General features: G+C 71.1%; 22 protein-coding genes. 11 read left to right on the top strand and 11 right to left on the bottom strand.

Annotation, left to right across the window (positions count from 1 at the left end):
* Positions 1 to 20 precede the first annotated feature (20 nt).
* The 4 genes from recA (at position 21) to ACZ6JY_RS09315 (ending at position 5,368) form a co-directional block, all read left to right on the top strand.
* Positions 21 to 1,151, top strand: coding sequence for a recombinase RecA (recA, locus tag ACZ6JY_RS09330; RefSeq protein WP_469193853.1), 1,131 nt, complete (start codon positions 21 to 23; stop codon positions 1,149 to 1,151).
* A gap of 3 nt (positions 1,152 to 1,154) precedes the next feature.
* Complete coding sequence (gene recX / locus ACZ6JY_RS09325) at positions 1,155 to 1,889, top strand: recombination regulator RecX (protein ID WP_469193851.1); 735 nt, start codon at positions 1,155 to 1,157, stop codon at positions 1,887 to 1,889.
* A gap of 144 nt (positions 1,890 to 2,033) precedes the next feature.
* Positions 2,034 to 2,819 (top strand): ArsR/SmtB family transcription factor, encoded by a 786-nt coding sequence (locus tag ACZ6JY_RS09320; RefSeq protein ID WP_469193849.1) that lies wholly within the window; start codon positions 2,034 to 2,036, stop codon positions 2,817 to 2,819.
* On the top strand, positions 2,816 to 5,368 hold the full coding sequence (locus ACZ6JY_RS09315; protein ID WP_469193847.1) for an FtsX-like permease family protein: 2,553 nt from the start codon (positions 2,816 to 2,818) through the stop codon (positions 5,366 to 5,368). Before ACZ6JY_RS09320 ends, ACZ6JY_RS09315 begins: the two co-directional genes overlap by 4 nt.
* A gap of 90 nt (positions 5,369 to 5,458) precedes the next feature.
* On the opposite strand, the gene ACZ6JY_RS09310 is transcribed toward ACZ6JY_RS09315, so the two are convergent.
* The 8 genes from ACZ6JY_RS09310 to ACZ6JY_RS09275 all read right to left on the bottom strand — a co-directional run bounded on the left by ACZ6JY_RS09310 (position 5,459) and on the right by ACZ6JY_RS09275 (position 12,274).
* Positions 5,459 to 5,854: a rhodanese-like domain-containing protein gene (locus ACZ6JY_RS09310; protein WP_469193932.1), complete on the bottom strand. Its 396-nt coding sequence runs from the start codon at positions 5,852 to 5,854 to the stop codon at positions 5,459 to 5,461.
* A complete protein-coding gene (locus tag ACZ6JY_RS09305) occupies positions 5,845 to 6,387 on the bottom strand; it encodes a cupin domain-containing protein (protein ID WP_469193845.1) in 543 nt (180 codons plus the stop codon). Before ACZ6JY_RS09305 ends, ACZ6JY_RS09310 begins: the two co-directional genes overlap by 10 nt.
* Positions 6,388 to 6,468: 81 nt before the next feature.
* Complete coding sequence (locus ACZ6JY_RS09300) at positions 6,469 to 6,540, bottom strand: putative leader peptide (RefSeq protein ID WP_335755797.1); 72 nt, start codon at positions 6,538 to 6,540, stop codon at positions 6,469 to 6,471.
* 124 nt (positions 6,541 to 6,664) lie between these two features.
* On the bottom strand, positions 6,665 to 8,437 hold the full coding sequence (locus ACZ6JY_RS09295; RefSeq protein WP_469193843.1) for an FAD-dependent monooxygenase: 1,773 nt from the start codon (positions 8,435 to 8,437) through the stop codon (positions 6,665 to 6,667).
* 266 nt (positions 8,438 to 8,703) lie between these two features.
* Complete coding sequence (locus ACZ6JY_RS09290; RefSeq protein ID WP_469193841.1) at positions 8,704 to 9,750, bottom strand: amino acid ABC transporter permease; 1,047 nt, start codon at positions 9,748 to 9,750, stop codon at positions 8,704 to 8,706.
* On the bottom strand, positions 9,747 to 10,394 hold the full coding sequence (locus tag ACZ6JY_RS09285; RefSeq protein ID WP_469193840.1) for an amino acid ABC transporter permease: 648 nt from the start codon (positions 10,392 to 10,394) through the stop codon (positions 9,747 to 9,749). Before ACZ6JY_RS09285 ends, ACZ6JY_RS09290 begins: the two co-directional genes overlap by 4 nt.
* Positions 10,395 to 10,511: 117 nt before the next feature.
* Positions 10,512 to 11,432: a glutamate ABC transporter substrate-binding protein gene (locus ACZ6JY_RS09280; protein ID WP_469193838.1), complete on the bottom strand. Its 921-nt coding sequence runs from the start codon at positions 11,430 to 11,432 to the stop codon at positions 10,512 to 10,514.
* Between the two features lie 62 nt (positions 11,433 to 11,494).
* Positions 11,495 to 12,274, bottom strand: a complete 780-nt coding sequence (locus tag ACZ6JY_RS09275; protein WP_469193836.1) for an amino acid ABC transporter ATP-binding protein — start codon at positions 12,272 to 12,274, stop codon at positions 11,495 to 11,497.
* A gap of 273 nt (positions 12,275 to 12,547) precedes the next feature.
* Here ACZ6JY_RS09275 and ACZ6JY_RS09270 point away from each other — a divergent pair, with 273 nt between their 5' ends.
* Both ACZ6JY_RS09270 and ACZ6JY_RS09265 read left to right on the top strand, forming a co-directional pair.
* On the top strand, positions 12,548 to 13,243 hold the full coding sequence (locus ACZ6JY_RS09270; RefSeq protein ID WP_469193834.1) for a response regulator transcription factor: 696 nt from the start codon (positions 12,548 to 12,550) through the stop codon (positions 13,241 to 13,243).
* 15 nt (positions 13,244 to 13,258) lie between these two features.
* Positions 13,259 to 14,674, top strand: a complete 1,416-nt coding sequence (locus ACZ6JY_RS09265) for a HAMP domain-containing sensor histidine kinase (protein ID WP_469193832.1) — start codon at positions 13,259 to 13,261, stop codon at positions 14,672 to 14,674.
* 15 nt (positions 14,675 to 14,689) lie between these two features.
* Here the strand turns inward: ACZ6JY_RS09265 and ACZ6JY_RS09260 are convergent, their stop codons facing one another.
* Complete coding sequence (locus tag ACZ6JY_RS09260) at positions 14,690 to 15,685, bottom strand: TAXI family TRAP transporter solute-binding subunit (RefSeq protein WP_469193830.1); 996 nt, start codon at positions 15,683 to 15,685, stop codon at positions 14,690 to 14,692.
* Between the two features lie 138 nt (positions 15,686 to 15,823).
* On the opposite strand from ACZ6JY_RS09260, the gene miaB reads away from it, so the two are divergent.
* Both miaB and ACZ6JY_RS09250 read left to right on the top strand, forming a co-directional pair.
* The gene (gene miaB, locus ACZ6JY_RS09255) at positions 15,824 to 17,314 is read left to right on the top strand and encodes a tRNA (N6-isopentenyl adenosine(37)-C2)-methylthiotransferase MiaB (protein ID WP_469193828.1); all 1,491 of its coding nucleotides are present in this window, start codon (positions 15,824 to 15,826) and stop codon (positions 17,312 to 17,314) included.
* Positions 17,315 to 17,441: 127 nt separating this feature from the next.
* Positions 17,442 to 18,158 carry a class III extradiol dioxygenase subunit B-like domain-containing protein gene (locus ACZ6JY_RS09250; protein ID WP_469193826.1) on the top strand — a complete coding sequence of 239 codons (717 nt, stop codon included), beginning with the start codon at positions 17,442 to 17,444 and terminating at the stop codon, positions 18,156 to 18,158.
* A gap of 155 nt (positions 18,159 to 18,313) precedes the next feature.
* Here the strand turns inward: ACZ6JY_RS09250 and ACZ6JY_RS09245 are convergent, their stop codons facing one another.
* Positions 18,314 to 18,583 (bottom strand): antitoxin, encoded by a 270-nt coding sequence (locus ACZ6JY_RS09245; RefSeq protein WP_469193825.1) that lies wholly within the window; start codon positions 18,581 to 18,583, stop codon positions 18,314 to 18,316.
* Positions 18,584 to 18,606: 23 nt separating this feature from the next.
* Positions 18,607 to 18,957 carry a hypothetical protein gene (locus ACZ6JY_RS09240; protein WP_469193823.1) on the bottom strand — a complete coding sequence of 117 codons (351 nt, stop codon included), beginning with the start codon at positions 18,955 to 18,957 and terminating at the stop codon, positions 18,607 to 18,609.
* Positions 18,958 to 19,140: 183 nt separating this feature from the next.
* On the opposite strand from ACZ6JY_RS09240, the gene miaA reads away from it, so the two are divergent.
* The 3 genes from miaA to dapF all read left to right on the top strand — a co-directional run bounded on the left by miaA (position 19,141) and on the right by dapF (position 21,656).
* Complete coding sequence (gene miaA, locus ACZ6JY_RS09235) at positions 19,141 to 20,079, top strand: tRNA (adenosine(37)-N6)-dimethylallyltransferase MiaA (RefSeq protein WP_469193821.1); 939 nt, start codon at positions 19,141 to 19,143, stop codon at positions 20,077 to 20,079.
* 107 nt (positions 20,080 to 20,186) lie between these two features.
* Positions 20,187 to 20,648 (top strand): hypothetical protein, encoded by a 462-nt coding sequence (locus ACZ6JY_RS09230; protein WP_469193931.1) that lies wholly within the window; start codon positions 20,187 to 20,189, stop codon positions 20,646 to 20,648.
* 129 nt (positions 20,649 to 20,777) lie between these two features.
* Complete coding sequence (gene dapF / locus ACZ6JY_RS09225) at positions 20,778 to 21,656, top strand: diaminopimelate epimerase (protein WP_469193819.1); 879 nt, start codon at positions 20,778 to 20,780, stop codon at positions 21,654 to 21,656.
* The last annotated feature ends 13 nt before the right edge of the window (positions 21,657 to 21,669 follow it).

Below are 21,669 nucleotides of genomic sequence, written 5' to 3'. Positions count from 1 at the left end.
AAGCAAATCGGGTGGAACCCATGGCAGGAACCGACCGCGAGAAGGCGCTGGACGCCGCGCTCGCACAGATTGAACGGCAATTCGGCAAGGGCGCAGTGATGCGCATGGGCGAGCGGCCGAACGAGCCCATCGAGGTCATCCCCACCGGGTCGACCGCGCTCGACGTCGCGCTCGGCGTCGGCGGCATCCCGCGCGGCCGTGTGGTGGAGGTGTACGGCCCGGAGTCCTCCGGTAAGACGACCCTCACGCTGCACGCCGTGGCCAACGCCCAGCGGGCGGGCGGCGCGGTGGCGTTCGTGGACGCGGAGCACGCCCTCGACCCCGAGTACGCGAAGAAGCTCGGCGTCGACATCGACAACCTCATCCTGTCCCAGCCGGACAACGGCGAGCAGGCTCTCGAGATCGTCGACATGCTGGTCCGCTCCGGCGCCCTCGACCTCATCGTCATCGACTCCGTCGCCGCCCTGGTGCCGCGCGCGGAGATCGAGGGCGAGATGGGTGACTCGCACGTGGGTCTCCAGGCCCGCCTGATGAGCCAGGCGCTCCGGAAGATCACCAGCGCGCTCAACCAGTCCAAGACCACCGCGATCTTCATCAACCAGCTCCGCGAGAAGATCGGCGTCATGTTCGGCTCCCCGGAGACCACGACCGGTGGCCGCGCGCTGAAGTTCTACGCCTCGGTGCGGCTCGACATCCGGCGTATCGAGACCCTGAAGGACGGCACGGACGCGGTGGGCAACCGCACCCGCGTCAAGGTCGTCAAGAACAAGGTCGCGCCGCCCTTCAAGCAGGCCGAGTTCGACATCCTCTACGGCCATGGCATCAGCCGCGAGGGCGGCCTGATCGACATGGGCGTGGAGAACGGCTTCGTCCGCAAGGCGGGCGCCTGGTACACGTACGAGGGCGACCAGCTCGGCCAGGGCAAGGAGAACGCCCGCAACTTCCTCAAGGACAACCCCGACCTCGCCAACGAGATCGAGAGGAAGATCAAGGAGAAGCTGGGCGTCGGTGTGAAGCCCGAGGCTCCGGCCGAGGAGCCGAAGCCGAGCGCGGACGCGGCGGGTGCGGCACCTGCCGACGACGCCGCCAAGACGGTTCCCGCGACGGCGGCCAAGGCCACCAAGTCCAAGACCGCGGCGGCCAAGAGCTAGGCCGTGACGCGACGAACCGACTGGGCGGACCACACCGCCCCCGAAAGCCGCCCCGGAGCCGCGGGGCGGGACCACGGGGACGGTGTGGAGCAGGAACGCGACGGCCGGGACGGAACCGGCACCCGCGAGGGTGGCGGGCGCGGCGGCGGGCGCCGGCGGCGGCGCGGCGGCTTCGGCGAGCACCAGGACAGCGGCCCCCCTTCCTCTTCGAGGGCCGAGAAGGGGGAGCCGTCGACCGCAGATCCTGCCGAGCGGGCGAGAGCGATCTGTCTGCGCCTGCTCACCGGCACCCCGCGCACGCGCAAGCAGCTCGCCGACGCGCTGCGCAAGCGGGAGATCCCCGACGAGGTGGCGGAGGAAGTGCTCTCCCGCTTCGAGGAGGTCGGTCTGATCAACGACAGCGCCTTCGCGGATGCCTGGGTGGAGTCCAGGCACCACGGCCGGGGCCTGGCCCGGCGTGCGCTCGCGCGGGAGCTGCGCACCAAGGGCGTGGAGTCCACGCTCATCGACGAAGCCGTGGGACAGCTCGACTCGGAGCAGGAAGAGGCGACGGCGCGCGAGCTCGTCGCCCGCAAGCTCCGCTCCACACGCGGCCTCGACCGTGACAAGCGCCTGCGCCGCCTTGCGGGCATGCTCGCCCGCAAGGGTTATGGCGAGGGCATGGCGCTCAGGGTGGTGCGGCAGGCCCTGGAGGAAGAGGGCGAAGACACGGAAGACCTGGGATACGAGGCGTTCTGAGCGCGCCGCCCCGACGGGGGTGGGGCGGCACGCTCAGCGACCCACGCATCCCGGCCCGCGCTCCGCGGGGTGGGGTTAACCCCCCTGCGGAGACGCGGGACCACCGCAGTGCACAGGTCCCTGTGCACAGGCGACTGTGTACGCATGGCACAGGAACCCGGCACATCCGAGGAGACGCGGGCCTCCGGCGCCGCAGTCGAGCGAACCACAGACGCGGCCCCGGCCCCGGCCCCGACCCCGGCCCGGGCTTCGGCCCCGGACTCGGCCCCGGCCCCGGACTCGGCCCCGGCCCCGGACTCGGCCCCGGCCCCGAACTCGGCCCCGGCTCCGGAGGAGCTGAGTGATCTCCGTGTATTGAAGGCGCTCGCGCAGCCGCGGCGGCGGCAGATGTTGCAGCACCTCACCGTGCATGGCCCAGCGACCTCGGCGACGCTCGCCAGAGCCCTCGGCCTCAACACCGGAGCTACCAGCTACCACCTGCGTGAACTCGCCCGCCACGGCTTCGTCGAAGAGACACCGGGCGGCCCCGGAGGAGAGCGTCCGGGTTCGGGCCACGGCCGCGAGCGCTGGTGGCGGGCCGTCCCCGGCGACCGGCGCTTTCCGCCACGCAGCCGGCAGACCCCTGAGACGCGGCTCGTCATCGACGAGCTCAACCGCCAGTCGTACGCCGCCGACCTGGACCTCTTCGAGCAGGCGCGGCGGGAAGGCGGAGCCGAACCGGGTGAGTGGGCCGACGCGTTCCCCTCCTCACAGGGCACGATCCGGCTGAGTCTCCCCGAACTCCACGAGTTCTTCGAGGAGTACATCGCGCTGCTCAACCGCTACAAACGGCCCGACCGCGACACCCCAGCCGACGCGCGCACCGTACTCACGCGCTTCTGGGCCTTCCCCGCACCCCGCGACAGCCGAGAAGAGACGGACACCCCATGATGCTGCGCTACGCCCTGCAGACGGTCCGGGACCGGAAGGGTGGATTCCTGGGTGCCTTCCTCGCATTGATGTGTGCCGCCGCGCTCATCACGGCCTGCGGCACACTCCTGGAGACCGGACTGCGCGGCACCGTCAAGACCGAGCGTTACGCCGCCGCGCCGGTGATCGTCTCCGCCGACCAGAACGTCCACCAGACCACCGTCAAGCACAAGAAGGGCAAGACCAAGGTCAAGCACAAGGCGAAACCGATCGCGGAACGGGCTTGGCTGTCGGCACGTGACATCGACAGACGCCTCAAGGAGACACCGGGCGTCGGCGCGGTGGTGCCGGAACTGACCTTCCTGGCCCAGCCCTTGACGGCTGGCGACGGAAGCGACGCCGACCGGCCCTCGTACGGTCACGCCTGGGAGTCCGCCGCGCTCACGCCGTTCCGGCTCGTCGAGGGCAGCCGGCCGCGCCACGCCGACGATCTCGTCATCGACCGGGACCTCGCCGACCGCGCCGGGCTGAGGCCCGGCGACCGTCTCACCGTCCAGTCGACGCAGAGCCCCCGCGGCTACCGCATCACCGGCATCGCCGCCCCCGCGCACGGAACCCTCGCCCACCAGACCTCGCTCTTCTTCTCCTCGGCAGAGGCCGAGCGGCTCGCGGCGCACCCGGGCAAGGTCACCGCCTTCGGCGTCGTGCCGAACGAGGGCACCAGCGTCGCCGACCTGGAGCAGGCCGTCACGAAGGCACTCGACGGGACGACCGCGCAGGTCAGTGCGGGTGACGACCGCGGGCCCGTCGAGTTCCTCGATGCGGCGGGCGCCCGCGTCAAGCTCGTCAGCATGGGCGGTGCCATGGGAGGCACGTCCTTGCTCGTCGGCGTCCTCGTGGTGGTCGGCACCTTCACGCTCTCCGTCCAGCAGCGCCACCGTGAACTCGCCCTGCTGCGTGCCGTCGCCGCGACACCGAAGCAGATCCGCAGGCTCCTGGGGCGTGAGGCGCTGCTCATCGGCGCCGTGGCGGGTGGCATCGGCGCGCTGGCCGGAATCCCGCTCGGCGGCGAGCTGCACGGACGGTTCGTGGACACGGGTGCCGTGCCCGCCACCCTCGAACGCACCGTCAGCGCTTTCCCGCCTCTCGTCGCCGTCGGCGTGACCCTGCTCGGCGCTCTGGCCGCGGCCCACATCGCCGGGCGCAGGATCGCCCGCATCCGCCCCGCCGAGGCACTCGCCGAAGCGCGCGTCGAGCGCACCCGGCTGGGCCGGGGCCGCCTCGTCGCCGGTCTCGTCCTGCTGACCGGCGGCATCGTCCTGATCGCCGTGCTGAGCATGCTGCGCACCGAAGCCGCGTCGACCCCGGTGACGTTCCTGGCCGTGGTGGTCCTCGCCTGCGCCATCGCCGCCCTCGGCCCGCTCGTCGTCCGCGCGGCGGCCGCCCTCCTGCGCGGCCCGCTCCGGCTGGCCGGCCCCGGCGGCAAGCTCGCCCACGCCAACCTTCGCGGCAACGCGGCCCGGATGGCCGCCGCCGTCACCCCTCTCGCCCTCCTCACCGGCATGACCTGCACCGTCCTCTTCGTCCAGCCCACCCTTGGCGACGCGGCCCGGGCCCAGGCCCGCGACGGCATCCGTGCGGACTGGGTGCTCGCCGGACAAGGCCCCGGCATCCCGGCGCAGGCCGCGCGGAAGCTGCGTACGGCCGAGGGTGTCGAGGCCGTCACCGAGGTGGTCCGCACCACCGTCCGCGTGGGGCTCGACAAATACCCGGCGCAGGGCGTCACTCCGGCAGGGCTCACCCGGACCTGGGATCCGGACGTCACCGCCGGATCCCTGGAGGGCTTCGACGGGAACAGCGTGGCCGTCAGCGAACTGGCCGCCGACCAGCTCGGTCTGCGGCCGGGCAGCACGCTCGGGCTCACCCTCGGAGACGGGACGAGGGCGAAACTGACCGTCCGTGCCGTGTATGCGCGCGGGCTCGGTTTCGGGGATGTGACCATGGCGCACGACCGAGTCGCCCGTCACGTCGACAACCCACTCGCCGCCACGGTCCTCGTCAAGAGCGACCGTACGAAGGAACAACTCGCGGCGGTCATCGGGAAGTTCCCGGGTTCAGGCCTCGACGTTCTCGCACCGGACGCGTTCGACGGTCTGGAGGCGAAGCGTCAGCAGGCGAATGCCGAGGTGAACCACCTGGCCATGGGGCTCGTCCTCGCCTTCACCGCGATCGCGGTGGTCAACACCCTCGCGATGTCGGTCTCCGAGCGCATCCGGGAGTTCGCGCTGCTGCGGCTCGTGGGCGCCACGCGGCGGCAGGTGCTGCGCATGCTGCGCATCGAGGCGCTGGCTGTCCTGTTCATCGGCACGGCGCTCGGCAGCGGGGTGGCGCTCGCCGTCCTGAGCGCGTTCAGCGTGGGCATGACGGGCAGCGCGGCGCCGACGGTGACGCCGTTGGTGTACGTCTCCGTGGTCGCTGTTGCCGGTCTCCTGGCCCTGACCGCCACCGCGCTGCCGGGCCGGGCCGCGCTCAGGCCGCTGCCGGTGAGCGTGGCGACGGCCAAGGAGTAGGAAGCGGGGAGGTCCAAGAAGTAGGAAGCGGGGAGGTAAGAGGCAGTACGCAATGGTGGGCGCCCCTTACCAAGGTGCGCCCACCCGTGTTCAGACGGTGACCGGAAGCCCCGCCGAGCGCCAGGCCTGGAAGCCGCCGTCGAGGTCGGTCGCGTACCGCATTCCCAACTGCCGCAGCGACACTGCCGCGAGGCTCGACGCGTACCCCTCGTTGCAGATGACGACGACACGCAGATCGTGGCCGGTGGCCTCGGGGGCACGGTGGCTGCCCTGCGGATCGAGACGCCACTCCAGTTCATTGCGCTCGACGACCAGCGCCCCGGGGATCAGCCCGTCGCGCTCCCGCAGGGCCGCGTACCGGATGTCGACGAGGAGACCCCCGGACCCGGCGATGTCGTACGCCTCATGAGGGGTCACGCGGTCCAGGCCGAGCCGTACGCGTTCGAGCAGTTCATCGATGCCGATCGGCCGCTCGCTCACTGCCAGTCCTCCGGGCGCTCCACGGACTCCAGGCGGAGCACGTCACCGGTGCGGGAGTAGCGGCGGATGCGCGGCAGGGGCGGGTAGTAGGCGTGCACGGACACGGCGTGTCCGGTCGTGGACTCGTTCAGCACCTCGTGCACGTGGTTGCGGCCGAAGGCGCGGCCCTCGCCGGCGGTGAGCTCCCGTTCCCGGTCTACGCCGTCCGAGAGCTCCAGGGTCTTCCAGCCGTCGGTGGGCAGCCTGGCGGCGAGGGAGTTCTCCTTGAGGGTGCCCGCCGCGGCGAGGAAGGCGCCGACCGACTCGGCATGGTCGTGCCAACCGGTTCCGGTGCCGGGCGGCCAGCCGATCAGCCATGCCTCGCTGCCGCCGGGGCCGTCGAGGCGCACCCAGGTGCGGCCCTCCGGGTCGAGCGGCAGCGAGGCGATGAGCGCGGTGTCGGCGGCGGTGCGGCGTACGAAGTCGAGGAGCTCGGCCGAGGTGGGACCGGCGGTGCGCGAGGGCGCGGGCGCGGTGGGGGAAGGTGCGGAGGAAGACACGGATACCGTCCTGAAGGTTCGCGAAAGGGCGCGCGAGCCGACCGGAGGGCGGCGTTCAGCGCGCGAGGGAGAAAGGCGAAGTCAGAGGGACGGGTGACACACGCAGCCCGCATAGCGGACGAGGTCCATATGGACCCTCCGCCACAGGCGCACATCGGTGTCGGTCACGATGCGGAGTAGACCACGGAGGTGCAGAGCGGTCAACTTCCGCCCAGCATGCGGTCCGATCGCGCGCCGCCCTGGCCGCGCCCCCTCGCGATGCACTCCCGCACGCCCCTCACTCGGCCCGCCGCACCGCCCCCGCCGCACTCTCCGGCTCCCCAGAGCCGTCCCGCTCGCCCGAACTGGCTTGCTCGCCCAGGCCGGACCCCTCCCCAGAGCCGGCCCGCTCGCCCGAGCCGGCCCCCGAGCCCCCGCCCCCGGCGGCCTCACGCTCCGCAGGCGCCTCCCGCCCCGCAGGCTTCGCCGGCCCGGCGCGCTTCGCAGGCCTCGCCCCGCCCACCGCCGACTGCGCGGCCGCGTACAGCTCCGCCGGGCGTACTCCGGCCAGCGCGGTCACCAGGTGGCCGTCGGGCCGTACGAGCAGGACCGAGTGCGCGGGCGCCCCGGGGTAGCTCTCCGCCACGAGCAGCTCGGCGTGGTGCGGCAGTGCCGTGACAGCGGCGGCGAGCCTCGGCATGAGCCCGGCCGACATCCAGTGCCGCCGCTCCCACACACCGGTCCCCGGGGCGACGAGTACGACGAGCAGATGGCCGCGCCCGAGCCGTTCCCGCAATTGGACGGAGGTGCCGTCGGGAGCCGTCACCCGCACGTCGGCCACCGACATGCCCGGCTCGGTGGCCACCACGACCTCGGACTCTGAAGGCGCGGGCGCCAGCGGAGAATCCGCGTACGACGCGGGCGCGCCGAGCGGACCGCGCCCCACGTGGCCGTCCGTGAGCAGCGCGTCGTGCCCGCGCGCGGCCCCCGGCACGAGCGAACGCAGGCCCTTGCCGCCGCGCAGTACCGGCAGCGACTGGTCGGCGGCGCGCAGCCGCGCGGTCACGCAGGCCCGCCGCTCGGCCTGGTAACTGTCGAGCAGCGCGTCGTGCGTTCCGTGGTGCCAGGCGAGCGCCAGCTTCCACGCGAGGTTGTCCGCGTCCCGCAGCCCCTCGTCGAGCCCCTGCGTGCCGAGCGCGCCGAGCAGATGCGCGGCGTCACCGGCGAGGAAGGCACGGCCTACCCGCCACCGCCGGGCCAGGCGGTGGTGGACGGTGTGCACGCCCGTGTCGAGGAGTTCGTACGGCGGTGTGGGGCCCTCGCACCAGCCCGCGAGGGTGGCCCGGATCCGCTGCACGAGGGCCTCGGGGGTCACGAGGTCGCCGCGCGGCGGAAGCAGCCAGTCGAGCCGCCACGCCCCCTCGGCGAGCGGGCGGCCCGTCACTTCCGGACCTCCGCCGCGCCACGGAGGCATCCGATGCAACAACGCCTCGCCCGGCCACGGAAGTTCCGTGCGCAGCGCCGCCACGGCGTGTCGCTCCACCGCCGTGCGCCCCGGAAAGCGGATGTCGAGCAGTTTGCGCACCGTCGAGCGTGACCCGTCGCAGCCCACCAGATAACTTCCGCGCCACCACGTGGCCTTGGGCCCGCGCGTGTGGGCGGTCACTCCGGAGGAGTCCTGCTCCAGGGAGTCGAGCTTGCTGTCCACCGCGACCTTGATGAGCCGCTCGGTGGAGATGGCCTCGCGCAGCGCCCCGGTGAGGACGTGCTGCGGCACATGCAGCGGGGTGGGGATCTCCTCGTCGAAGGAGATCTCGAGCATCACCTGTTTGCGCCGTACGGAGCGCCAGCGCGTCCAGCGCGCACCCAGTTCCAGGCCGCCCAGCGAGCGGCCCGCGAGCCGTTCCACGAAGGCGGCGGTGTCCTCGCGCAGAACGACCGTACGAGCCAGGCGCTGATCGTCCTTGCCGGGCCCTTCGTCCAGGACGACGGTGGGCACCGAGTGGCGGGCGAGCGCGAGGGCGAGGGCGAGCCCGACGGGGCCCGCGCCGACGACGATCACCGGGTCCACGGCGCACACCCTCCGGCCCGAAGGGCTCCGAGGTTCCGGGCTGCCCGGAGGCGCTGGACGTACGTACAGGAACTGACAGTTGGAGCCCGGTGCACGATCACAGAACGTATGCAACCCATTGCCGCTGCTTGCGTCAAGTGACGATGGCAATGGTGTGCACCGGGAAGCGGCAGCGCGGCCGGTGCCGGCAGAGGCAGCCGGGCCCGGACGGACGAGAGGGGGGCGGCCGAAGGGCCGCCCCCACACTCACCTGCGCCTACGAAGTGTCAGTTCGATTTACCGACCGGTCCGTCGGAGTCGCCGTGCGGCTTGCCGGAGTCGTTCCCCGGTCCCTCGGGGCCCTCCGGGTCACGCGCCGGCGTGGCCATGGGCGCGTCACCGGTCTCACCCGCGGCCGCGGCCGCGGGAGCGGACGGCGTGGCCGTGTCGAGGACGCTGGGCGCCTCGGCGGGCTCGGCGGCGGCAGCCACCGCGATGCCGGTCTTGGTACGGCGCCCGCGCTTCTCGATCCAGGTGGCGAGCGCGGAGAGCGCCAGACACATCGCCACGTAGATCGTGCCGACGACCATGATCACGGGGACGTAGATGTACTGGCCGTTGACAAGGGTGGTGTTGGCCAGCTGCCGGCCCGCGTAGAGCAGCTCCGAGTACGTGATGATGTAGCCGAGGGAGGTGTCCTTCAGCGTGACGACCAACTGGCTGATGATCGTCGGCAGCATGGACCTGACCGCCTGCGGCAGCAGCAGCATCGTCATCACCTGGGACTTGCGCAGTCCCAGGGCGTAGGCCGCCTCCACCTGCCCGCGCGGGACGGCGTTGAAGCCCGCCCGCAACACCTCCGCCTGCACCGCGCCGTTGTAGACGGCGAGGCCGATGACGAGGGCCCAGAAGCCGTTGTTCTCGCCGATGGCGCCCAGGTCGCCCTTGTAGGTGAGGAAGAGCACCCAGAGGGCGTAGATCGTGATCAGCAGCGGGATGGCGCGGAACAGCTCGATGAAACCGGTGGCCAGCCAGCGGACCGGCCGGTGGTCCGACGCGCGGGCGACCGCGAGCAGCACCCCGAGCGCCAGGGACAGCACGCCCGCGAACGCGAAGACCTTCAGCGTCGTGAGGATGCCGTCACGGATGGTCAGCCGGACGTTGGAGTAGTTGAAGGTGTTCCAGACCTCGGACGCGAAGTGGCCCCGGTCGGCGAGCCGCATGACCACGAAGACGACGAGGCCGATGATGGCGGCCGTGCCGACGACGGAGTAGACGCGGTTGCGCATCCGGGCCTTGGGGCCCGGAGAGTCGTAGAGAACGCTGGAGCTCATCGTGCGACCTCCAGGCTCCGCTCGAGCAGCCGGAAGAGGCCGCTGATGGTGAACGTGATCGCCAGGTAGCCGAGCGCCACCCAGAGGAAGAGCCAGGCGATGGCGAAGCCCTGGTCACTGAGGATCTTCTGCCACCCGAAGAGTTCCGTCACGCTGAAGGCGCCCGCGATGGCGGAGTTCTTCGTCAACGCGATGAAGATGCTGCTCAGCGGCGGCAGTACGGTCCGCACCGCCTGGGGCAGCACGATCGTGCCGAGGGTCTGGAAGAACGTCATGCCGATCGATCGGGCGGCCTCCGCCTGCCCGAGCGGCACGGTGTTGATGCCGGACCGCACGGCCTCGCAGACGAACGACGAGGTGTAGACGCTGAGCACGATCAGCGCCTTGGTCCACGGGTCGAGGCCGAAGTCGAAGACCTGCGGCACCGCGAACCAGATGGTGAGGAAGAGCAGCGTCAGGGGGGTGTTCCGGAACAGGGTGACCCAGGCGGTGCCGAAGAACCGCAGCGGCGGAACCGGCGAGACGCGGAAACCGGCGAGCACGACGCCAAGGAACAGCGCCAGCACGCTGCTGGCCACGGTCAGCCAGACCGTGCCTATGAAACCCTCGCGGAATTCCGCCAGATGGTCGAGCAGTACATTCACGGGGATGTCCTCGTGGGCGGCAGTGGTCGGGCAGGGGACGCCGGCCCCCGCACACACCACGATGCGTACGGGGGCCCGGTCGACTCACTGCCGGGGAGTGGAACGGAAGGTCGGCGGTCAGTAGCGCTCGAGGGCCGGCGGCTCGGTGAACTCCGAACCGGAGAGGCCGAGCGTCGCGTCGTACGCCTTCTTGTAGTCGCCGTTCTTCTGGTGCGCCTCGACGGCGTCCGCGACGGCGTCGCGCAGAGCCTTGTCGTTCTTGCTCATGCCGATGCCGTACGGCTCCTTGGTGAAGGGCTTGCCGACGACCTTCAGCGCCTTCGGCTGCTGCGCGGCGTAGCCCTTGAGGATGGCGTCGTCCGTGGTGACGGCGTCGACTTCCTTGTTGATGAGCTGCTGCACGCACTCGGAGTACTTGGCGAGCTCGACGGTGTCGGCGCCGTACTTCGACTTCTTGATCTCCTGGAGCGGCGTGGAGCCGACGATCGAGCAGACCTTCTTGCCCTTGACGGAGTCAGGACCGGTGATGCTCTTGTCATCCTGACGGATGAGAAGGTCGGCGCCGGCGACGAGGTAGGGACCGGCGAAACCGACCTGCTTCTTGCGCTCGTCGTTGATCGTGTAAGTACCGACGTACAGGTCGACGTCGCCCTTGGAGATGGTGGTCTCGCGGACGCCGGAGTCGATCGTCTTGAACTCGATCTGGTCGGGCTTGAAGCCGAGGTCGGCCGCGACCATCTTGGCGATCTCGATGTCGAAGCCGGAGCGCTTGCCGGCGCTGTCCTTGAAGCCCAGGTACGGCTGGTCGTCCTTGGCGCCAATGACGATCTTGCCGGCCTTCTGCGCCTTCTTCAGCACCGCGGAGTCGACCTTGACGCCCGACTTCACGTCGTACGTGGGCAGCTTGGGCGCGTTCTTGCCGCCGGTCGGGTCCTTCGGCTTGTCACCGGCCGTGCCCTCCTCGCCACCACAGGCCGTGGCGGTCAGCGAGAGGGCGGCGACAACGGCCGCGGCGGCTGCGGTCTTGCGGAACTTCATGGTGAACATCCTTTGCTTCGGCTGGTCGTGAGTGGACGCGGTGGCCAGGGTTGCCGTAAGCGTCAGTGCTTGAGGATCTTCGACAGGAAGTCCTTCGCCCGGTCGCTGCGCGGGTTGCTGAAGAACTGGTCCGGCACGGCCTCTTCGACGATCCGCCCGTCCGCCATGAAGACGACACGGTTGGCGGCGGAGCGGGCGAAGCCCATCTCATGGGTGACGACGATCATCGTCATGCCGTCGCGGGCGAGCTGCTGCATGACCTCGAGGACCTCGTTGATCATCTCCGGGTCGAGCGCCGACGTGGGCTCGTCGAAGAGCATCACCTTGGGGTCCATCGCCAACGCGCGGGCGATGGCCACGCGTTGCTGCTGGCCGCCGGAGAGCTGCGCGGGGTACTTGTCGGCCTGGGTGGCGACGCCCACGCGGTCCAGCAGCTGGCGCGCCTTCGCCTCGGCCTCCGCCTTGCCGATCTTGCGCACCTTGGTCTGGCCCAGCGTCACGTTCTCGAGCACGGTCTTGTGCGCGAAGAGGTTGAACGACTGGAAGACCATGCCCACGTCCGCACGGAGGCGGGCCAGCTCCTTGCCCTCCTGGGGCAGCGGTTTGCCGTCGATCGAGATGTCTCCCGAGTCGATCGTCTCAAGGCGGTTGATGGCGCGGCACAGTGTCGACTTTCCGGAGCCGGAGGGGCCGATCACCACGACGACCTCGCCTCGGGCGATGGTCAGGTCGATGTCCTGGAGGACGTGCAAAGCGCCGAAGTGCTTGTTGACGTTCTTCAGCACGACCAGGTCGTCCGCCCCGGGCGGTATGGCGTCCTTGGTCACCGATACTTCGGTCACGGCTTGTTGCTCCATCCTCCTCGGTTGGGAGGACAGTAATAACCCAGTGCGACCAGCGTCATTACATCTGAGGGGAAATTGAGCATAACGATCCGGCCGCAACCGGACACACCGTGTGAAGAGGGTCCACGATGTGCGTACCGGCTGGATAACGGAACGTGTCCGTGACCCGAACGCTCTTGACGTGGTCCTCGTCCATCGGCGTGGATGCGTTGGGGCGTACGCGCGAGTACCGGCCATGAAGGAACGACGGATGAACTGGAGGGGACCCATATGCGACTGCTTCTCGTAGAGGACGACGATCATGTGGCCGCCGCCCTCTCCGCCATCCTGGCCCGCCACGGCTTCGACGTCGTGCACGCCCGCAGTGGCGAGGAGGCCCTACAGGCGCTGCTCCCCGCGGAAACGGAAACGCCCCCCTTCGGAGTGGTGCTTCTCGACCTCGGGCTGCCGGACCAGGACGGCTACGAAGTCTGCGGCAAGATCCGCAAGCGCGGCTCGATACCGGTGATCATGGTGACGGCCCGCTCGGACGTGCGCTCGCGCATACACGGCCTCAACCTCGGAGCCGACGACTACGTGGTGAAGCCGTACGACACGGGGGAGCTCATCGCCCGTATCCACGCGGTCATCCGGCGCCCCGCCCCCGGCAGCGCCGCGGAGACCGGCGACAGCAAGCTGCGGCTCGGCACCGTGCACATCGAACTGCCCACCCGGCAGGTCAGCGTGGGCGGCTCGGTCATCCAGCTGACCCGCAAGGAGTTCGACCTGCTCGCCCTCCTCGCCCAGCGTCCCGGAGTGGTGTTCCGCCGCGAGCAGATCATCAGCGAGGTCTGGCGCACCAGCTGGGAGGGGACCGGCCGCACGCTGGAGGTGCACGTGGCCTCGCTGCGCTCCAAGCTGCACATGCCGGCCCTGATCGAGACGGTGCGCGGCGTCGGCTACCGGCTCGTCGCCCCGTCCACGTAGCCGGAACGGGCACAGGTGCGCTCTCGACTCCTCCCGCTGCTGATCGTCCTGATGGCGGGCGTACTGCTCGCGCTCGGTCTGCCGCTGGCCGTCAGCGTCGCCGCGGCGCAGCAGCAGAAGGTGGTCGTCGACCGCATCGACGACACGGCGCGCTTCGCGTCCCTCGCCCAGTTCGTGACCAAGCGCCCGACGGGCTCACGCGTGCGTGGAGGCACCGACGAGCGCCGCGAGACGCTGCAGAAGGAGCTCGACGACTACTACGAGGTCTACGGGATCAGGGCGGGCGTCTTCTACCGCGACGACGGCCCCATGGCCAGCGCGCCGGCCTCCTGGTACCTGCCCGCCAGGGGTGAGGTCCGCGAGGCCTTCCAGGAGGCGCTGCGCTCCCGCGGCAGCCACGACCCCGAGCAGGTGTGGCCCTGGCAGCGCGGACGCCTCGCCGTCGCCTCCCCGGTGATCAGGGACGGGGACGTCGTCGCCGTCGTCGTCACGGACTCACCGACGGGGCGCATGCGGTCCAAGACAGTGTACGGCTGGCTGCTCATCGCCGCGGGCGAGTCGGCGGCCATGCTCCTGGCGGTCGGCGCGGCCCTGCGGCTCACCGGCTGGGTGCTGCGGCCGGTGCGGGTCCTGGACGCCACCACGCACGACATCGCGACCGGACGGCTCAAATCACGTGTCGCCGCCGCGGGAGGGCCGCCGGAACTCAGACGGCTGGCCCGCTCGTTCAACGAGATGGCCGACAACGTCCAGGACGTGCTCGAACAGCAGCGCGCTTTCGTCGCCGACGCCTCGCACCAACTGCGCAACCCGCTCTCCGCCCTGCTGCTGCGCATCGAACTGCTCGCCCTCGAACTGCCCGAGGGCAATGAGGAGATCGCCTCGGTCCGCACCGAGGGCAAGCGCCTGGCCCAGGTCCTCGACGATCTGCTCGACCTGGCGCTCGCCGAGCACGCCGCGCCCGACCTGTGCCTCACCGACGTCGGCGCCCTGGCGGCCGAGCGGGTCGCGTCCTGGCGGCCGCTCGCCGCCGAGCGAGGTGTACGGCTCGTTGGCGAATGCCCGGCCACCACCGGCTGGGCCGACCCGGTCGCCCTCTCCAGCGCACTGGACGCGGTGATCGACAACGCCCTGAAGTTCACGCCCGAGGGAGGGTCGGTCCAGGTGACGGTCGCATCGAGCAACGGGACGACGACCGTCGTGGTCGGAGACGAAGGACCCGGCCTGACCGAGGACGAACTCGCGCGCGTGGGCGACCGCTTCTGGCGCAGCAACCGCCACCAGAACGTCAAGGGCTCCGGACTCGGCCTGTCCATCTCCCGGGCCCTGCTCGCGGCGGGCGGCGGCTCCATCACGTACGGGCGGAACGAACCGCACGGCCTGAAGGTGACCGTCGGCCTGCCCCGCAGCGAGCCTGCCACGGGCCTCTGAGGCCTTCTCAGGGCCTCAGGGCTTGACCGAGCGGTAGTAGCTGCGGGCGCCGTCGTGGAGCCGCAGAGGGTCCGTGAAGAGTGCTGTGCGCAGATCCACCAGTTGCGCGGCGTGCACCTCGTCGCCGATGTGGTCGCGGCTGTCGATCACGGTGCGGGTCAGACCGGAGGTGAGGTCGTCGTCGGCCCCGTCCGTGGTCACCAGGAGGTTCGCCACCGCTAGGGTGGGCACGGCGGAGCCCTGCTGGGCGTAGGGGTAGGCGTCGGCGGGCATCGTGGCGGCGCGGTAGTAGCGGGAGGCGCCGCCCTGCTTGTGCAGCTTGTCGACGAGATAACCGAGCTCGACGAGCCGGATCTCCGTCCTCTGTGAGAGGTCGCCCACAGAGTTGGTCGGCAGTCCGCCCGACCAGAAGAAAGCGTCGATCTTGTCGCGCTCCAGCAGCTCGGGCATGGTGTCGATGCCCGCGGACACCGGCTCGATGTCAGCGGAAGGGTCGAGCCCCGCGGCCTCCAGCACCCTGTCCGCTATCAGCCGCACGCCCGAGCGGCCCTGGCCCACCGCCACGCGCTTGCCCCGCAGGTCCGCCACGGAGTGGATGTCGGAGGAACGGTCCACCACGAGCTGTACGTAGTCGTCGTAGAGGCGCGCACACCCCCGCAGGCTCTCGGCGCCAGGGGCGTCGTCGAGGCGGTACTTCTCGACGGCGTCGGCGGCCGCGATGGTGAAATCGGCCTTGCCCGTGGCCACCCGCTCGATGTTCTGCTGCGACCCCTGGCTGTTGCGGAGGTCGACGTCCACCTCCGGCATGTCCTCGGAGACCGCGGTGCGCAGCAGCTTCCCGTACTTCTCGTACACGCCGTTCTGTACGCCGGTACTGAACCTCATCCGGCCGCTCGGCGAGTCCTCGTGCACGGGAAGCAGCCACCACAGGAGCAGCCCGAACACCACCAGTGCCGCGACGGAAGCCTGGAGCGCGCGTCGTCTGCCGATGTGGGGGAGTGCCTGGAGCATGCGCGCGATCCTGCCAGCCGCTCACGGTGGTGACCAGGGGCGAGGCCCACACCGCGCCCCTTCGGCGAGCACCCCGGGGCACCCTGTTCACGATCCCCGGACACGCGCGCGTGGCGACCCCGTACCCTGGGGGGCGAGATGAGCGCGAAGACTTACGAGGTGCGCACCTACGGGTGCCAGATGAACGTCCATGACTCCGAGCGGCTCTCCGGGCTGCTGGAGGACGCCGGGTACGAACGTGCGCCGGAAGGAGCCGACGGCGACGCCGACGTCGTCGTCTTCAACACGTGCGCCGTGCGCGAGAACGCCGACAACCGTCTGTACGGCAATCTCGGCCGCCTGGCGCCGATGAAGACCAAGCGTCCAGGGATGCAGATTGCCGTCGGCGGCTGCCTCGCCCAGAAGGACCGGGACACCATCGTCAAGAAGGCGCCCTGGGTCGACGTCGTCTTCGGCACGCACAACATCGGCAAGCTGCCGGTGCTCCTGGAGCGTGCCCGCGTCCAGGAAGAGGCGCAGGTCGAGATCGCCGAGTCCCTTGAGGCGTTCCCCTCGACGCTGCCCACGCGCCGCGAGAGCGCGTATGCCGCGTGGGTCTCCATCTCCGTCGGCTGCAACAACACCTGCACCTTCTGCATCGTGCCCGCTCTGCGCGGCAAGGAGAAGGACCGCAGGACCGGCGACATCCTCGCGGAGATCGAGGCGCTCGTCGGCGAGGGCGTCTCCGAGGTCACCCTCCTCGGGCAGAACGTGAACGCGTACGGCTCCGACATCGGCGACCGCGAGGCGTTCAGCAAGCTTCTGCGGGCCTGCGGGAAGATCGACGGCCTTGAGCGCGTGCGCTTCACCTCGCCGCACCCGCGCGACTTCACCGACGACGTGATCGCCGCCATGGCCGAGACGCCGAACGTGATGCCGCAGCTCCACATGCCACTTCAGTCGGGGTCGGACCCCATCCTGAAGGCGATGCGCCGCTCCTACCGCCAGGACCGCTTCCTGGGGATCATCGAGAAGGTCCGCGCCGCCATGCCGGACGCGGCGATCTCCACCGACATCATCGTGGGCTTCCCCGGCGAGACCGAGGAGGACTTCGAGCAGACCATGCACGTGGTCCGCGAGGCCCGCTTCGCCAACGCCTTCACCTTCCAGTACTCCAAGCGCCCCGGGACTCCGGCGGCCACCATGGAGGGCCAGATCCCCAAGGAGGTCGTCCAGTCGCGTTACGAGCGTCTGGTGGCCCTCCAGGAGGAGATCTCCTGGGAGGAGAACAAGAAGCAGGTCGGCCGCACCCTGGAGCTGATGGTCGCCGAGGGCGAGGGCCGCAAGGACGGCGCCACGCACCGCCTCTCCGGCCGCGCCGCCGACAACCGCCTGGTGCACTTCACCAAGCCGGACACCGAGGTCCGCCCCGGTGACGTCGTGACGGTCGAGATCACCTACGCCGCCCCGCACCACCTCCTCGCCGAGGGCGCCGTGCTGAACGTCCGCCCCACGCGCGCGGGCGACGCCTGGGAGAAGCGCAACACCGAGGCCGCCGCGAAGCCCGCCGGCGTCATGCTGGGCCTGCCGAAGATCGGCGCCCCGGCGCCGCTGCCGGTTGCCACGGGCAGCGGCTGCGGTTGCGACTGATCCGCGCGCGTGACCGATCCGGGCGACGCGTGACCTGACCTGGGCGCGTGACCTGGGGCCGGTGACTCATGCGCGCGTGGGACGGCTCCCACGCGCGCGTGCGTGCCGGGGCATTACGCTGCGGATCATGCTTGTCGCCGCAGCCGTCTGTCCCTGCCCGCCGCTGCTCGTTCCCGAGGTCGCGTCGGGCGCCGCCCCTGAACTGGACGCGGCCCGCGCGGCGTGCACGGACGCCATCGGGGTCCTTGCCGCGGCCAGGCCCGACCTCCTGGTCGTGGTCGGCCCCGCCGAGCCGGAGGGCCGCGGCCCGCATCCGCAGGGCGCCCGTGGCTCGTTCCGGGGCTTCGGCGTGGACCTGGAAGTGAACTTGGGCGCGCGGACCGGCGAGGCCCTCCCGGAGCGCGAGCTGCCCCCGTCCCTCGCCGTCGCCGGCTGGCTGCTCGGGCGTACGGGATGGTCGACCGCCCCGGTGGAGGGCCTGGGCGTGGGAGAAGCTCTCACCACCGAGGGCTGCCTCCAGGCCGGGCGGGACGTCGGCGCACGGGCGGCCCGCGTCGCCCTCCTGGTGATGGGTGACGCCAGCGCGTGCCGCACCCTGAAGGCCCCCGGCTACCTCGACGAGCGGGCGGCGGGCTTCGACGCGCAGATCGCACGGGCCCTCGCCACGGCCGACGTGGCGGCCCTGCGGGCGCTGGACGAGAACCTCGGTCACGAACTGAAGGCGGCGGGCCGCGCCCCCTGGCAGGTCCTCGCAGGCGCGGCCGAGAGCGCGCGGCTGGGCGGAGAACTCCTCTACGAAGACGCGCCCTACGGGGTGGGGTACCTGGTGGCCACCTGGTCGTAGGGCGTGAACCGGCGGGGGCCGAGGAGCATGCGGCGACGGCCGCGAAGCGGGATGCTTCGCGGCCGTTCGCCGATGTGGTGCGGGTGCGGGTGCCGTCCGGCGACGCCCTTCGAAGGCGGGCGGCCAAACCGCTCAAGAGCGGCCCACGGCGCCGTTCAGGAGGCCGGGGGCGGCGGTGGAGGCGGGGTGGCGGCGCCACCGGTGCCCTTGCCGTCGTGCGGTGCGGCGAGGCGGTCGACGGCTTCCTTCGCCTTGCCCGTGCCCGTCCGGATCTTGTCGCTGTACTTGCCCTTGGTCTTCTCGTCGACCACCTTGGCGGCCTTCTCGAGGCCATGGTCGATCTTGTCCCCGTGCTGCTGCGCGAGATGCGAGACCTTGCTCCGGGCAGGGGCGAGCTTGGCTTTGAGTTGCTCCAGGAAGCCCATGGATGCACCTTCCCTCGCGAGGGTCAGTTGCGGGCACCCTCGTCCGCCTCGTTGTCGGCCGCTTCGCCGGCCGACTGCTGCTTCGGGATCTCCACGCCGTCCGCAGAGTCCGCAGAGTCGTCCGCCGCGTCCGTCCCGGCGGTCTCGGCGGCCTGTGTGACCTTGCCATCGGCGGCGGCGCTCTTCGTGTCCTCGCCGGCCCCCTCGGCAGGCTTCTCCTCGGCCGAGGCGGCCTCCGGGGAGGCGGTAGCGGGAGTGGCGGCGGAAACCTCGGCGCCCTCCGACTCGGCCGTCGGTGTGGCAGCGCCCGACCCGGTGGTTGACTCCTCGTCGCCGTCCTTGGCCTTCCGACGGAAACGTGCAAAAACGCCCATATCTGCTCCATATGTTACTCGTGTGGGCGAAATCCCGCGCCGCCCGGAGCGTCTCATTGCTTCGCGCCGGGCCCTCGGTTCTCGAAACCGGCGGCTGGAACCTCGCAACAGGCAACGACCTCAAAGCCGTGCCGTCACGTAACTCGTTCGGGAAGTGGTCGCGGGGTTTGCGAGACTGGGGCGGTGAGTAGTGCAGCTCCCGCCCCGCGGGTCATCGCCGTCGTCGGTCCCACCGCGGCAGGAAAGTCGGATCTCGGCGTCTTTCTTGCCCAACATCTCGGCGGCGAAGTCGTCAACGCCGACTCCATGCAGCTCTACCGGGGGATGGACATCGGCACCGCCAAGCTGACGCCCGAGGAGCGCGGCGGCGTCCCCCACCACCTTCTCGACATCTGGGACGTGACGGAGGCGGCGAGCGTCGCCGAGTACCAGAAGCTGGCCCGCGCGGAGATCGACCGCCTCCTGGCCGAGGGGCGCTGGCCGATCCTGGTCGGTGGCTCAGGGCTCTACGTACGGGGCGCCGTCGACCACCTGGAGTTCCCCGGTACGGATCCCGCGGTGCGGGCCCGGCTGGAGGAGGAGCTCACGCTGCGCGGCCCCGGAGCGCTGCACGCGCGCCTGGCCGCCGCCGACCCGGGAGCGGGCCAGGCGATCCTGCCGAGCAACGGCCGCCGGATCGTTCGCGCCCTGGAGGTCATCGAGATCACGGGCAAGCCCTTCACCGCCAACCTCCCGGGCCACGACTCGGTGTACGACACGGTTCAGATCGGCGTGGACGTGGCCCGCCCCGAGCTCGACGAACGCATCGCCACGCGCGTGGACCGCATGTGGGAGGCGGGCCTGGTCGACGAGGTCCGCACGCTGGCCGCACAGGGCCTGCGGGAGGGGCGTACGGCGTCGCGCGCCCTGGGCTACCAGCAGGTGCTCGATGCGCTCGCCGGAGAGCGCACCGAGGACGAGGCGCGCGCCGAGACCGTGCGCGCCACCAAACGCTTCGCGCGGCGCCAGGACTCGTGGTTCCGGAGGGACCCGCGGGTGCACTGGCTGAGCGGTGCCGCGGCCGATCGCGCGGAACTTCCCGGACACGCGATGGCGCTGATCGAACGACCGGTCACAGCCTGATCACGTGATGGCATCGGGACGCTCCGGCGGTCATCCGCCCCCCTGCCGACGTGCCATCATCGACCATCGATCGATCGGTGGAGTCCGAAGTGGGAGGGCGCGTGGCGATGGAGGCCGGCCCTCGTGACACCGCGCATGACGGCGGAGAGCAGCTGAGCCCCGACGGACCCGACGAGGTTCCCGGCGGCGTGACGGACGACGGTCCCTCCGCGGACGAGCTGTCCCCGGAGGCCGAGGTCGAGGTCGAGCTGCGTCCGCAGCGGCGGCTGCGCATCTGGCAGCTCGCGCCCATCGTGATCCTGGCCGCCGTCGGTTCCCTGATGTTCGCCTTCCCGCTGGCCTTCGAGTTCGGTGACGGCGGTGCCGTGGTCGCCATGCTCGGACTGCTCCTCAGCTGCTGCGCGGCAGGCTGGGGCATGATGGCCGCCCGCCGGGTGGGCCACACCTGGCCGGGGCTGCCCGAGCGCGGCTCGGGCAGCCGCCCTGACTGGCGGGTCGTCGCCGCGTACGCCCTGCTCTTCGTCGGTGTGGCCGTCCTCGCCGTCTGGCGCGTGGCCCGGCTCCGCTGAGCCGAGAGCCGTAGCGGACGGCCGAGGCCCGGAGCGGCGAGCCGGAGCAGCACCGTCCGGCCGGAATGTCGTACCCACTGTGTACGACCGTCCGGCCGGAATGTCGTACCCACCCCGTACGATCGAGGAATGAGCACGCGGATCGCCTTCCTCAAGGGGCACGGGACCGAGAACGACTTCGTGATCATCCCGGACCCGGACAACGCCATCGAGCTGCCCCCGGCCGCCGTCGCCGCCCTGTGCGACCGGCGCGCGGGCATCGGCGGCGACGGCCTCCTGCATGTCGTCCGCTCCGCCGCCCACCCGGAGGCGCGTCACCTCGCGGACCGGGCCGAGTGGTTCATGGACTACCGCAACGGCGACGGCTCGGTCGCCGAGATGTGCGGCAATGGAGTGCGGGTCTTCGCGCGGTATCTCCAGCACGCGGGGCACGTCGGCGAGGGCGACCTGGCGGTGGCCACGCGCGGCGGCGTCAAGACCGTGCACATCGCCAAGGCGGAGTCCGGCGGAGAGATCACCGTCGGCATGGGCAAGGCACTGCTCCCCGAGGGGGACGTCACGGTCACCGTGGCGGACCACCGGTGGCCCGCGCGCAACGTGAACATGGGCAATCCGCACGCCGTCGCCTTCGTCGACGACCTCGCGGACGCGGGCAACCTCTACGACCCGCCCCCCTTCAGCCCCGCCTCCGCCTACCCGGACGGGGTGAACGTGGAGTTCGTCGTGGAGCGCGCCCCCCGCCACGTCGCCATGCGCGTGCACGAGCGCGGCGTGGGGGAGACCCGCTCGTGCGGCACGGGCGCGTGCGCCGTGGCCGTGGCGGCCGCCCGCAGGGACGGCGCGGACCCGGCCGTGACCGGTGCCCCGGTCACGTACACGGTCGACCTGCCCGGCGGCCGTGTGGTGATCACCGAGCGGCCCGACGGTGAGATCGAGATGACGGGGCCCGCCGTGATCCTCGCCGAGGGCGAGATCATGTCCGAATGGCTCGAAACGGCAAGCGCATGAACTGTCGCTCGAA

The sequence above is a fragment of the Streptomyces sp. NPDC046335 genome, from assembly GCF_055587985.1.
The sequence above is the reverse complement of the archived record's forward strand: the minus strand, read 5'-3'. Positions and strand labels throughout refer to the sequence as shown.